The sequence below is a fragment of the Lentzea albidocapillata subsp. violacea genome (genome assembly GCF_900100275.1).
In the GTDB taxonomy this organism is placed as follows: domain Bacteria; phylum Actinomycetota; class Actinomycetes; order Mycobacteriales; family Pseudonocardiaceae; genus Lentzea; species Lentzea violacea.
The window spans coordinates 144,254-156,696 of sequence record NZ_FNET01000013.1; the positions used below are offsets into that span (position 1 = coordinate 144,254).

14 protein-coding genes are annotated in these 12,443 nt (G+C 69.8%); 7 read left to right on the forward strand and 7 right to left on the reverse strand.

The window, feature by feature from the left end:
• The first annotated feature begins 47 nt into the window (after positions 1–47).
• Genes bioB through BLR21_RS27050 form a run of 3 tightly spaced genes read left to right on the forward strand, consistent with a single transcriptional unit; the run spans position 48 to position 1,865 of the window.
• Entirely contained in the window at positions 48–1,064 is a 1,017-nt protein-coding gene (gene bioB / locus BLR21_RS27040; protein WP_090009741.1) for a biotin synthase BioB, read from the forward strand.
• The gene (gene bsaP / locus BLR21_RS27045; protein WP_030477055.1) at positions 1,064–1,258 is read left to right on the forward strand and encodes a biotin synthase auxiliary protein BsaP; all 195 of its coding nucleotides are present in this window, start codon (positions 1,064–1,066) and stop codon (positions 1,256–1,258) included. Before bioB ends, bsaP begins: the two co-directional genes overlap by 1 nt.
• Positions 1,259–1,271: 13 nt before the next feature.
• A complete protein-coding gene (locus BLR21_RS27050; protein WP_090009744.1) occupies positions 1,272–1,865 on the forward strand; it encodes a DUF2567 domain-containing protein in 594 nt (197 codons plus the stop codon).
• A gap of 25 nt (positions 1,866–1,890) precedes the next feature.
• Here BLR21_RS27050 and BLR21_RS27055 read toward each other — a convergent pair whose 3' ends face one another.
• From BLR21_RS27055 to BLR21_RS27070, 4 genes are all read right to left on the reverse strand, one after another.
• Positions 1,891–2,613 carry a putative hydro-lyase gene (locus BLR21_RS27055; RefSeq protein WP_090009746.1) on the reverse strand — a complete coding sequence of 241 codons (723 nt, stop codon included), beginning with the start codon at positions 2,611–2,613 and terminating at the stop codon, positions 1,891–1,893.
• The gene (locus tag BLR21_RS27060; protein WP_090009749.1) at positions 2,610–3,854 is read right to left on the reverse strand and encodes an MFS transporter; all 1,245 of its coding nucleotides are present in this window, start codon (positions 3,852–3,854) and stop codon (positions 2,610–2,612) included. Before BLR21_RS27060 ends, BLR21_RS27055 begins: the two co-directional genes overlap by 4 nt.
• 359 nt (positions 3,855–4,213) lie before the next feature.
• On the reverse strand, positions 4,214–4,894 hold the full coding sequence (locus tag BLR21_RS27065) for an LON peptidase substrate-binding domain-containing protein (RefSeq protein WP_090009752.1): 681 nt from the start codon (positions 4,892–4,894) through the stop codon (positions 4,214–4,216).
• Positions 4,895–4,904: 10 nt separating this feature from the next.
• The gene (locus BLR21_RS27070; RefSeq protein ID WP_084401696.1) at positions 4,905–5,573 is read right to left on the reverse strand and encodes an NUDIX hydrolase; all 669 of its coding nucleotides are present in this window, start codon (positions 5,571–5,573) and stop codon (positions 4,905–4,907) included.
• Positions 5,574–5,673: 100 nt separating this feature from the next.
• On the opposite strand from BLR21_RS27070, the gene nadA reads away from it, so the two are divergent.
• The 3 genes from nadA to nadC are packed head-to-tail and all read left to right on the forward strand — an operon-like array spanning position 5,674 to position 9,151.
• Positions 5,674–6,693, forward strand: a complete 1,020-nt coding sequence (gene nadA / locus BLR21_RS27075) for a quinolinate synthase NadA (RefSeq protein ID WP_090009755.1) — start codon at positions 5,674–5,676, stop codon at positions 6,691–6,693.
• A complete protein-coding gene (locus BLR21_RS27080; RefSeq protein WP_090009758.1) occupies positions 6,693–8,306 on the forward strand; it encodes an L-aspartate oxidase in 1,614 nt (537 codons plus the stop codon). Before nadA ends, BLR21_RS27080 begins: the two co-directional genes overlap by 1 nt.
• The gene (gene nadC / locus BLR21_RS27085) at positions 8,303–9,151 is read left to right on the forward strand and encodes a carboxylating nicotinate-nucleotide diphosphorylase (RefSeq protein ID WP_090009761.1); all 849 of its coding nucleotides are present in this window, start codon (positions 8,303–8,305) and stop codon (positions 9,149–9,151) included. Before BLR21_RS27080 ends, nadC begins: the two co-directional genes overlap by 4 nt.
• Here the strand turns inward: nadC and BLR21_RS27090 are convergent.
• Positions 9,148–9,921: a carbon-nitrogen hydrolase family protein gene (locus tag BLR21_RS27090; protein WP_090010031.1), complete on the reverse strand. Its 774-nt coding sequence runs from the start codon at positions 9,919–9,921 to the stop codon at positions 9,148–9,150. The genes nadC and BLR21_RS27090 overlap by 4 nt on opposite strands.
• A 25-nt stretch (positions 9,922–9,946) precedes the next feature.
• On the opposite strand from BLR21_RS27090, the gene BLR21_RS27095 reads away from it, so the two are divergent.
• Complete coding sequence (locus BLR21_RS27095) at positions 9,947–11,446, forward strand: ABC transporter substrate-binding protein (protein ID WP_256334962.1); 1,500 nt, start codon at positions 9,947–9,949, stop codon at positions 11,444–11,446.
• Here the strand turns inward: BLR21_RS27095 and BLR21_RS27100 are convergent.
• Together BLR21_RS27100 and BLR21_RS27105 are read right to left on the reverse strand one after the other, a co-directional pair.
• Positions 11,439–11,930 (reverse strand): hypothetical protein, encoded by a 492-nt coding sequence (locus BLR21_RS27100; RefSeq protein ID WP_090009767.1) that lies wholly within the window; start codon positions 11,928–11,930, stop codon positions 11,439–11,441. The two genes, BLR21_RS27095 and BLR21_RS27100, sit on opposite strands and share 8 nt — an antisense overlap.
• A 10-nt stretch (positions 11,931–11,940) precedes the next feature.
• Positions 11,941–12,429 carry a hypothetical protein gene (locus tag BLR21_RS27105; protein WP_090009770.1) on the reverse strand — a complete coding sequence of 163 codons (489 nt, stop codon included), beginning with the start codon at positions 12,427–12,429 and terminating at the stop codon, positions 11,941–11,943.
• Positions 12,430–12,443 lie beyond the last annotated feature (14 nt).

Here is a 12,443-nt window from a genome sequence, read left to right on the forward strand (position 1 = left end):
ATTCAGTGAGGCACACTGGCTCGCCAGGCCACAGAGGAGGAGAGATCGTGACCGCAGCACCGGAACAGATCGACGTGCTCGACGAGGCTCGTGAGCAGGTGCTCGAACGAGGCGTCGGGCTCACCGAGGCTCAGGTGCTGAAGGTGCTGGAGCTCCCCGAGGACCGGGTCCCCGAGCTGCTCGCACTGGCGCATGAGGTCCGTGAGCGCTGGTGCGGCCCCGAGGTCGAGGTCGAGGGCATCGTGTCGCTCAAGACCGGCGGCTGCCCCGAGGACTGTCACTTCTGCTCGCAGTCGGGCCAGTTCCCCTCGCCGGTGCGGTCGGCGTGGCTGGACATCCCCGGCCTGGTCCGCGCGGCGCGGCAGACCCGTGACACCGGCGCGACCGAGTTCTGCATCGTCGCGGCCGTGCGCGGCCCGGACAAGCGGCTGCTCTCGCAGGTGCGCGACGGCATCAAGGCCATCCGCGCGGACGGCAACGACATCCAGATCGCCTGCTCGCTCGGCATGCTCACGCAGGAGCAGGTCGACGAGCTCGTGGCGATGGGCGTGCACCGCTACAACCACAACCTCGAGACCGCCCGCTCGCACTTCCCGCAGGTCGTCACCACGCACTCCTGGGAGGAGCGCTGGGACACGCTGCGGATGATCCGCGACGCCGGCATGGAGGTCTGCTGCGGCGGCATCATCGGCATGGGGGAGACGCTGGCGCAGCGCGCGGAGTTCGCCGTGCAGCTCGCGGAGCTGGAGCCGGACGAGGTCCCGCTGAACTTCCTCATCCCGAACCCCGGCACGCCGTACGAGAACTACCCGGTCGTCGAAGGTGCCGAGGCGCTGCGCACGGTCGGCGCGTTCCGGCTCGCGCTGCCGCGCACGATCCTGCGGTTCGCCGGCGGCCGTGAGCTGACGTTCGGTGACCTGGGTGCGAAGCAGGGCATGCTCGGCGGCATCAACGCGATCATCGTCGGCAACTACCTGACGAACCTCGGCCGTCCCGCGCAGCAGGACCTCGACATGCTCGAAGAGCTGTCGATGCCGATCAAGGCGCTGAGCCAGACCCTGTGATGACGGCTGTGTACTGCGCTTTCTGCGGCAAGGAAGAGGCTGACGGCGACCACGCGTTCTGCCGTCAGCGGCTGTCGATGATCGACCCGCCGCGCTACTGCCCGGAGTGCGCGCGCCGCATGGTCGTCCAGGTGACCCCGGACGGCTGGACGGCGCGCTGCAGCCGCCACGGAGAGACGGCGTCGGCTCGGTAGTAACCTCTCGCGAATGGACGAAAAAGCAGCGCCGGTGCGCATCGAACCCGTGCCGGAGCCGCCGTACGTCTACCACTACTACCCCCGGCCACGGCCGAAGGTGGTGGTGAAGCGGGATCTGCTGCCGGGCCTCGTGGTGGCGCTGACGACGTTCGCGTTCGGGCTGCCGGCCGCGTACCTCTGGTCGTGGCTGGCCCCGGCCCAGCTCAAGATCGTCTCGCCGCAGGACAGCAAGTTCTACCCGATCGGCGTGGAGAGCTACCACCGGCTCGACGCGCTGATGATGTTCGTGCTGATCGGTCTCGGCGCCGGCGTGGTCACCGGGATCTCGACGTGGCTGCTGCGGCAGCGGCGCGGGCCGGTCGTGATGCTGGGGATGACCGCCGGAGCGTTCGGGGCGGGGTGGTTCGCGCAGTTCCTCGGCGGCTCGCTGGCCGCGGCCGCGTACCCGCTGCCGTCGACGATCAAGGCGAACGACACGTTGCTCGTCGCGCCCGCTCTGGAGACGTGGTGGGGAATTCTGGCGTGGCCGCTGGGCGCCGCGCTGGCGTACGGCTGCTGCACGGCGTGGAACGGCCTGGACGACCTGGGGCGGCGCCTCGGTTAGTTCGCCGGGACGCCGCCTTCTTCGGTTACCCGACGCGGTAGGCGAAGTCGGGCATGTCCGTCACGAACATCTGACCGGGCGCGTGCGTGATCGCGAACGGCGGCTTGGACTTCATCAGCACGGCCTGAGGAGTCACCCCGCACGCCCAGAACACCGGCACGTCACCGGGTTCGTGCTCGACGGCGTCCCCGAAGTCCGGTGCTTCGATGTCCTCGATCCCGAGCATCCTCGGGTCGCCCGCACCGACCGGTGCCCCGTGCACGGACGGCATGAGAGCGGTGACCTTGTGCGCCATGTCCACAAGGGACTCCGGGATCCAGCGCATCGACACGACCATCGGGCCGTGCAGCCTTCCCGCGGGCCGGCACTGGATGTCCGTGACGAACATCGAGACGTTCTTGCCCTGATCGACGTGCCGCAGCGGCACTCCCGCGTTGGTGAGTGCCGTCTCGAACGTGAAGCTGCAGCCGATCAGGAACGTCACCAGGTCGTCGCGCCAGTAGTCGGTCGCGTTCTCGGGTTCTGCTGTGAGCTCCCCGTTCTCCCAGATGCGGTACCGCGGCGCGTGGGTGCGCACGTCCGCGTCCTGCTTGAGCGCGCTGACGGTCTCGCCCGCGTCCAGCACGTCGAGCACCGGGCACGGCTTGGGGTTGCGGTGGGTGAAGAGCAGGAAGTCGTACGCCCAGTCCCGGGGGATGGCGATCAGGTTGGCCTGCGCCTGTCCCGGCGCTTGTCCCGCGGTCGTCATTCCAGCTCCTTGTTGACCGTCTCCGGCAGCCAGATGAGTGCGACGACGGCGATTCCGTACGCGGCCGCCCCGAACAGCATCGCACCGCCGATGCCGAGCCGGTCGGCCATGAACCCGACCACACCGGGGAACACCGCGCCGAACGCCCGCCCGAAGTTGTAGGTGAAGCCCTGGCCGGTGCCCCGCAGGTGCGTCGGGTAGAGCTCGCTGAGGTAGCTGCCGAACCCGCTGAAGATCGCGCTCATGCAGAACCCGAGCGGGAAGCCGAGGAACATGACCAACGTGTTGGCGCCGTTGGGAATCTGCGTGTACGCGACGATCAGCAACGCGCTGGCGACCGCGAACAGCACGAAGGTCCTCTTACGCCCCAGGTAGTCCGTGAGGTAGCCACCGCACACGTACCCGATCCAGGCGCCGACGATGAGGAACGCGAGGTACCCGCCAGTGCCGATGACCGTGAGGCCGCGCCCCGTCTGCAGGAACGCGGGCAGCCACAACGCGAGCGTGTAGTACCCGCCCTGCACACCGGTCGCGAGCAACGCGGCGAACACCGTGGTCTTCAGGATCGGACCCCGGAAGATCTTCGGGAACGTGCCGCGTTCTTTGAGCTGTGCCTTGGCTTCCGGCGCGTCCTCGACGTTGCGGCGCACGTAGAAGATGAGGACCGCGGGCAGCGCGCCCGTCCAGAACATGATGCGCCAGGAGATGGCCGGGTCCGCGAACGAGACGACCAGCGTGTTGACGAGGACCGCCAGCCCCCAGCCGACCGCCCACGCGCTCTGGATGAACGCCACGGTCCGCCCGCGGTACTTCGGCTTGCAGTACTCGGCCACGAGGATCGCCCCGGCCGCCCACTCGCCACCGAAGCCCAGTCCCTGCAGCGCGCGGAAGACCAGCAGGGTCTCGTAGTTCGTCGCGAAACCGCACAGCACCGTGAAGAACGCGTACGCGGCCACCGTGATGACCAGCGTCCTGGACCGGCCGAACCGGTCGGCCATGATCCCCGCCACCGCGCCGCCGATGGCGCTCATCAGCAGCGTGCTGGTGCCCAGCAGGCCGGCTTCCGCCTTGGTCAGGCCGAAGTAGCCGGTGATCGCGACCAGGCTCAGGGGCAGGACCCAGTAGTCGTACGAGTCCAGCCCGTAGCCGCCGAAGGCGCCGACGAACGCGCGCCTGCCCTTCTGGCCGAGACTGCGGAACCAGGCGAAACGGCCTGTTTCCTCGGTCGTGGACGTGCTCATGGGGCACCTCGCAGCGTGGTGGAGGAGTGGTCGGGTGTGATGTGAGCCTCAGAGTAAGGATTGTTCAACAATCCCACAAGGCCACAATTCAACGATCCGACGATCGGCGCGCAGCGGATGGGCTGGGTGGCGTCGGCGGGTGCGGCTCAACGGTCCGCGCTCGTGCCACGGCTCTACGGTCCGCGCTAGTGCCGCGCCTCAACGCACGCGGGGCCCTTTCGTACTCACTAGCAGTACGAAAGGGCCCCGCGTGCGATCAGGCGACAGCTTGAGGCGACTCGTTCGGCGGTTCAGAGAGCGACGCCGACGGTCCGGCTGGCTCGTCTGGCGGCTTTAGCGGCGTGACGCCGGCGGTGCGGCTAGTTCGGGCTCGGCACGTGCCCGAACTCGGTCAACGGCACCGGCACGGCCTTAAGCGCGCTCAGGATCCCGGTCTCCCGGTGCAGCATCCGCCGCACGAGCCGCAACCGCCGAGCCGGCGACCTCTCCTCCAACAGCCGCTGCCGATCCTCCACGGGCAGCAGGCAGTCGGCAGCCAGCAGATACGACAACGCGCCGAGATCGACGTCCTCGGCGGGCGTGGACCAGTCCTCGCGATGCCAAGCGGCGCCGCAGTACCGCTCATGGGCGGCACGCGCTCCGCGCTCCAGGATCGGCACGACCTCCTGAGCCGCCTCGGGCACCGGGGCGTCGTCCAGGTAGTCGACGTGGGCCAGCAGGTACGGCGCCGTCGTCGTGTCGACGTCCAGCAGCCGGAACCGCCGCACCCCGCGCGTCACGATGTCGAAGCGGCCCTCGGGCAGCGGCCGGGCGTCCAGCAGGTCCGCCGAGCAGCCGATGTCCTGCAGCGAGTCGACGTTGTCGGCGCCCACCTCCCAGCCCTGCTTGATGCACACGACGCCGAACGTCCGGCCGAACAGCGAGCCGGTCATCAGGTCGACGACGAGCTGGCGGTAGCGGGGTTCGAAGATGTGCAGCGGCAAAGACGCCCCTGGCAACAGCACTGTGCCCAGGGGGAACAACGGAAGCGTCTCTGCCACGCGCCCAACGTTACGTCGTGCCACTCCCGCCCGCCGGACGGCCGGATCCGGGTGGCCTCAGGACGGCGAACGGATCGGTCACCAGGATTGCCTTGGCGCTGAAGCGGAACAACGCCGCCGGGCGGCCGCCGGACGGGCCGGGGGGAGCGGTGCCGCCCGTGGGTTCCAGCAACAACCGGCGTGACAGCACGCGTTGCAGGTTCGTCGCGGACACGCGGTAGCCCAGGGCCGCGGAGTAGTGGTCGCGCAGCAGCGAGATCGTGAACTCCGGTGGTGCCAGTGCGAAGCCGACGTTCGTGTACGACAGCTTCGAGCCGAGCCTGTGCCGCGCTCGATGCACGATCGAGGCGTGGTCGAACGCCATCGCGGGCAGCTTCTCCACGCAGTGCCACTCCGTGTCCGCCGGCCGCTCGGGATCGACGTCCGAAGGCACCAGTCCGAGGAACGCCGTCGCGACGACGCGGGGACCCGGAACGCGGTCCGGCGCGCTGAACACGGCGAGCTGTTCGACGTGTGACAACTGTCGCACGTCGACTTTTTCCGCCAGCTGACGGCGGATGGAGGACTCGACGTCCTCGTCCACCCGCAGCTCCCCACCCGGCAGCGACCAGCGGTGAGCGTGTGGTTCCCGAGCGCGCTCCCACAGCATGACCTGGAGTGACGCACCTCTCACCCGCAACACAGCGGCCAGAACTTCGTGCCCCACACCTGCCACCCGGCTGATACTATCGGCCACGTTTTCGACCAGCAGGCGAAAACCCCGGATCGAGGAGGCAGTGATGGTCGCTACCGCAACCGTGGAGCGAACCGCTTCAGGTGTGTACGGCGGAGTCGAGCCGAACGCCGCGTGGCGAGACGAGGTGCTGCGCCTTGCCAAAGAGCGCGACGCCGTCATCCTGGCGCACAACTACCAGCTGCCCGAGATCCAGGACATCGCCCACCACACGGGCGACTCCCTCGCGCTGAGCCGGATCGCCGCGCAGTCCGACGCGCAGACCATCATCTTCTGCGGCGTGCACTTCATGGCCGAGACCGCGAAGATCCTCGCCCCGCGGAAGACCGTGCTGATTCCGGACGAGCGCGCGGGCTGCTCGCTGGCCGACTCGATCACCGGCGCCCAGCTGCGCGAGTGGAAGGCCGAGCACCCCGGCGCGGTCGTCGTGTCCTATGTGAACACCACGGCCGAGGTGAAGGCCGAGACGGACATCTGCTGCACGTCCTCGAACGCCGTCGACGTCGTCAGGTCCATCCCGGCCGACCGCGAGGTGCTGTTCCTCCCGGACCAGTTCCTGGGCGCGCACGTCAAGCGCGAGACCGGCCGCGAGAACCTGCACATCTGGGCGGGCGAGTGCCACGTCCACGCCGGCATCAACGGCCCTGAGCTGGCCGAGCGCGCCGCCGCGAACCCGGACGCGGATCTCTTCATCCACCCGGAGTGCGGCTGCGCGACGTCAGCGCTCTACCTGAGCGGCGAGGGCATCGTCCCGGCGGAGAAGGTCAAGATCCTCTCGACCGGCGACATGATCACCGCGGCCCGCTCGACGAAGGCGACCAAGGTGCTCGTCGCGACCGAGGTCGGCATGCTGCACCAGCTGCGCAAGGCCGCCCCGGAGATCGACTTCCGCGCCGTCAACGACCGCGCGTCCTGCACCTACATGAAGATGATCACGCCGGCCGCGCTGCTGCGCTGCGTGCGGGACGGCCTGGACGAGGTGCACGTCGACCTGGAGACCGCCCAGCGGGCTCAGGGTGCCGTGCAGCGCATGATCGAGATCGGCAAGCCCGGCGGCGGTGAGTGATGGCCGCGCGCTGGGAGGCGCGAGCCGACCTGATCGTGGCCGGCACGGGCGTGGCGGGCCTGACCGCCGCGCTGCGGGCTCGTGAGCTGGGACTGCGCGTCCTGGTCGTCACGAAGGCCGCGGGAGACGACGGCAACACCCGCTGGGCCCAGGGCGGCGTCGCCGTCGTCATGGAGGACCAGCACGACCCCGGCGACTCGGTCGCGCGGCACATCGAGGACACGCTGACGGCGGGCGCGGGCCTCTGCGAGGACGCGGCAGTCGCGGCGATCATCACCGACGGTCCGGCGGCCGTCGCCCGGCTGCGCGAGCGCGGTGCCGTGTTCGACGCGAAGCCGGGCGGCCTGCTCGAACGCACCCGCGAAGGTGGCCACAGCGCGTTCCGCGTCGTGCACGCCGGTGGCGACGCGACCGGCGCCGAGGTCGAGCGAGCCCTGCTCAAGGCCACTGTGGACGGACGGGTTCCCCTGCTGGAGAACCACGTCGCGGTCGACGCGGTGAAGACGCCGCTCGGTGCCGTGGCCGGACTCCTCGTGCTCGACAGCAACGGCGTGCCCGGTGTGCTCACCGCGCCCGCCGTGCTGCTGGCGACCGGCGGCCTCGGCCAGATGTACCAGGCGACGTCGAACCCTTCGGTGGCAACGGGTGACGGGCTCGCGCTGGCGCTCAGGGCCGGCGCGCTGGCCGCGGACGTCGAGTTCATCCAGTTCCACCCGACCGTCCTCTACACGGGCCGCGGCGCCCGTGGCCGGTGCCCGCTCGTCACGGAGGCCGTGCGCGGCGAAGGTGCCGTGCTGATCGACGCTACCGGTGCCCGCGTGATGAAGGGCGTGCACCCGCTCGAAGACCTGGCCCCGCGCGACGTCGTGGCGGCCGCGATCACCCGGCACATGGCGGCGGAACCCGGTGGCGTCGACGACCACGTCTTCCTGGACGCGACGGCGCTGCACGACATGGCGACCCGCTTCCCGACCGTGTTCGCGGCCTGCGCCTCGGTGGGCATCGACCCGGCGGTGGACCCGATCCCGGTCGCCCCGGCAGCGCACTTCGCCTGTGGCGGAGTGGTTTCCACCGTCGATGGCCGCACCGGCGTGACGGGTCTCTACGCGGTCGGCGAGGTCGCCCGCACCGGTCTGCACGGCGCGAACCGCCTGGCCTCCAACAGCTTGCTCGAAGGCCTGGTCTGCGGCACCCGTGCCGCCGAGACCGTCGCCGCGGACCTCGCCATCGGCCTGATCTCGCCCGCGCGATCGGTCGAGGCCTCGCTGCCGACCGCGCCGGTCGCGGACCGCGACCTGTTGCAGCGCGTGATGTCCCGCTACGCCGCGATCGGCCGCGACGCCGAGGGCCTGGCCGTCGTCGGCTCGGTGCTCGACGTGTCCACTGTGGACAAGCAGCTGGAGTCGCGCGAACTGGTCGAGGACGCGGCGCTGACCACGGCCGCCCGCGCCCTGATCGCGGCGGCGCAGCAACGCACCGAATCACGCGGCTGCCACGTCCGCACGGACTTCACCGAACGTTCCGAAGCGTGGCGGCGCAGTCAGCTCGTCCGGCTCACCCCGACCGGTCAGCCCGTGCTGGCCGATCCTGTTCTCGCAGAGGGTGTCGCATGACCATCGACGGCAGCATCGACTGGGACGACGCGAACCGGGTCATCCAGCTCGCGCTGGAAGAAGACCTCCGCTACGGCCTCGACGCCACGACGCTCGCGACCGTGCCGCAGAAGGCCGTCGCGACCGCCGAGATCACCCCTCGCGCGGCGGGCGTGCTGTGCGGCGTTTCCGTCGCCCGCACGGCTTTCCAGCGCTACCTGCCCGAGATCGAGGTGCTCTCCGAGGCCTCCGACGGCGACAAGGCCGTTCCCGGTGAGCCCGCCCTGGTGCTCACCGGCCCGACCCGCGGCCTGCTCACGGTCGAACGCACGGCGTTGAACCTGATCTGCCACCTGTCCGGCATCGCCACGCAGACCGCCCGCTGGGTGAGCGCGATCGAGGGCACCGGTGCGGCCGTCCGCGACTCGCGCAAGACGTTGCCGGGCCTGCGTTTGCTGCAGAAGTACGCGGTGCGCGCCGGCGGCGGCGTGAACCACCGCATGGGTCTCGGTGACGCGATCCTCATCAAGGACAACCACGTCGCCGCGGCCGGTTCGGTCGGCGCCGCGATCCGCGCGGCCCGTGCGCACGCACCCGAACTGCTGATGGAGGTCGAGGTCGACAGCCTCGACCAGCTCGACGAGGCGCTGGCCGAAGGCGCGGAACTGGTGCTGCTGGACAACTTCACGCCCGAGCAGTGTGCTCAGGCCGTGCGGCGGCGTCCGGACGGCGTGAAGCTGGAGGCGTCCGGCGGGCTGACTTTGGACGTGGCCCGCGCGTACGCCGAGACCGGCGTGGACTACCTCGCGGTCGGTGGCCTCACGCACTCCAGCCCGTCGCTCGACCTCGGCCTGGACCTGCGCTAGAGCAGCCGTCGGTTCGCCAGCACCGGCAGCACGGAACGAGCTTGTTCCACCTGCGCGAGATCGAGGTCGACGATCGACGACGAGGGCTGGTCCGACAGCTGCACGACGACGTTCCCGAACGGGTCGGCGACCGTCGAGTAGCCGATCCCGGTCGGCGCGGACGAACCCAGGTCGCCGGGGTAGGCTTGCCCGCACGCCACGACGAACGACGTGCAGTCCAACGCGCGCGCCCGCACCAGCAGCTCCCACTGCTCCTTCTTGCCCGGCCCGGCGCCCCATGACGCCCCGACGAGCACGGCGGAGGCGCCCTTGTCGGCCAGGGCCGTGAACAACGAGGGAAAGCGGATGTCGTAACAAGTGGCCACGCCCAAGGTGACGCCGTCCACGTCGAAGGTCACCACGTCCGAACCCGGCGCGACCGTACGCGACTCCTGGAACCCGAACGCGTCGAACAGGTGGATCTTGTCGTAGCCCACGTGCAGCTCAGGACCGGTCACCAGCATGGTGTTCGTCACGCGGTCAGCCGAAGGCGTGAACATGCCCGCCACCACCACGACGTCGTGCTGGACCGCGATCTCGTGCACAGCGGAGGCCCACGGACCGTCCAGCGGCTCCGCGACCGGCCCGAGCGGCACGCCGAACCGGCACATCGTCGCTTCGGGCAGCAGCACGACCCGCGCGCCGTCGGCCCTGAGCACCGCGTCGCGGACGAGCTCCAGGTTCGACCGTGGATCGGTGGTCGAGCTGATCTGACTCACAGCGATGCGCATGAGCCTCACTGTAGGGTCCGGAACCGTGCGTTACCCACTGCTTCTAGTCGTGTTGCTGGCCGTCGCGGGCTGCACCGAGACCGCCGCACCCCGCCCGGACGGTGGGTCGAACGGCACATCGATCGTGCTGGCCGACCGCGACGAGCCGACGACGCTGAACCCGCTGCTCGGCTACGGCGCGCAGGGTGTGTCGAAGATCTACGACGGGCTGGTCGAGCACCGCCAGGACGGGTCGCTGACCCCGCGGCTCGCGGCCGATCTGCCGCAGCCGGCGGCGGACGGCCTGAGCTGGACGGTCAAGCTGCGCGGCGACGTGAAGTTCACCGACGGCAGCACGTTCGGCGCGGAGGACGTCGTCGCCACCTACACCGCCGCGCTGCGGAACCCGGTCAAGGACCGGTTCAGCACGCTCAAGGGCGTCGAGCAGGTCGACCCGTCGACGGTCCGCTTCACCCTCACGCAGACGCAGGCGGCGTTCCCGCACCTGCTGGTGCTCGGTGTCCTGCCCAGCGAGCAGGCGAAGCCGGACGGTCAGCCCGTCGGCACCGGCCCGTACAAGGTCACCGAGTGGAAGAAGGGCGACCGGCTGCTGCTGGAGTCCAACGAGGGCTACTTCGACGGCGCGCCGAAGATCAAGAAGGTGACGATCGTCTTCGTCACCGACGACAACCAGCGCGCCCGCCGCATGCAGGACGGCGAGTTCGACGGCACGGTGCTGCCGCCCAAGATCGCCACGCAGTTCGCAGCCAGGTCTGGCCTGCAGGTGAACTACCACCGCAGCGCCGACTTCCGCGCCGTACGGCTGCCCGCGGCCAACCCGGTCACCGGCAACGCCTCCGTCCGGCTGGCGCTGAACTTCGCCGCGAACCGTCAGGGCATGATCGACAGCCTGCTCGACGGCAAGGGCACCATCGCCTACACGCCGGTGCCGGACGCGCTGGCCGAGCACTTCGACCCGACCGCGAAGTTCCGCTTCGACAAGACCGAGGCGACGCGGCTGCTCGACGTCGGCGGCTGGGTGCCCGGCGCCGACGGCATCCGCGTCCGCGAGGGCGTCGCGGCCCGTTTCACACTGATGTACCCGCTGGGCGACGACCTGCGCGCGGACCTGGCCACGGCGTTCGCGGCCGACGCCAAGGCCGTCGGCGTCGACGTGCAGCTCGCCGGCCTCTCGTGGGAGGCGATCCGGCCGCGGATGGCCCAGGACGCGCTGCTGTACGGCGAGGGCTCGCCGTTCGACCCGGACCTGATGCTCTACGACCTGCGCGGCCAGGGCAGCCCCGCCGCCGACGCCGCCCTCGAGAACGGCCGCAGGCTGATCGACCCGGCGCAGCGCGCGGTGGCGTACAAGCTTTTCCAGCAGGCGTTCGTCGCCGCACCGTCGATGGCGGTGCTGGTCTTCCCCGAGCACGCGTACGTGATGCGCGACTCGTGGAACGGCTACCAGCCGGTGGTCGACCCGAACTCCTACGGCGCGCTGGCCTGGGGGCCGTGGTGGAACCTGGAGAAGTGGGAGCCTAAGTAGTCCTGGCGTTGATCTCGCGGACGGCCTTCTCCGGCTCGTCCGCCCAGAACTCGACGCGCTCGACCCGCTGCACGCCCGTCTTGCCGAGGTCCACGAGCTGCGGCTCGTGGAACGGCACGGACACGTTCGTCCTGGTCAGCGACTGGATGACGAGCGCGTCACCGATCACCTCGACGCTGCGCTGCCCCTTGTGGGTGCGCTCGGCGATCTGGGCGGAACCGAGGTCCGCGGTCGGGATGCTCCAGTCGAAGAACCCCAGCTGGCGCAGCCGCAGTTCGTCGTCGGAGATGGTGTGCGGCTGCTTGGTCAGCACGTAGAGACTGCCCACGCACACGACCGTGTTCAGTACACCCAGGACGATCAGCGTGATGAGCAGCCACGGGATGTCCAGGGCGAACGCGACCAGCGCGACCCCGACCACCGTGATGATCAGGAACCGCACGTACCGCGGCTTCATGCGCTTGCCGTAGGGGATCTCCACCATGCGCGTGAGCCTATTTTCGCAGCGCGCGAACCATGCCGCCGGGGTCGTCGGTCCAGAACTCGACCTTCGTCACGGCGTGCGCGCCACGCCGGCCCAGGTCGATCTCCTGCGGTTCGCTCAGCCGCAGTGAGACGTTGGTGGAGCCGGAGATCTCCAGCACGAGCGTTCCGTCCACAACGGACCGCGTCTTGTGCAGCATCCGGCTCGTCGTGCCCTGCGTCAGGTTCTCGATGGCTGCCAACGGAATCCGGTACTCGAACTCACGCGCGTACCGCAGCCACAGGTACTCGTCGTCGACCGAGTGCTTGAACTTGGTGAGCATCCAGATCTGCCACCCCAGCAGCACCGCGCCCACGACACCGAAAACGAGCAGCACGGCCCGCAGCCAGAACCACGGCACGATCAGCTCCACGAGCAGGATCTCCAGCGGTGTCACCACGATGAACACCCACAGGAACGGCCGGACCTGAGCGCTGTAACCGAACGAGCGATCCCCCATGTACTCGATCGTGG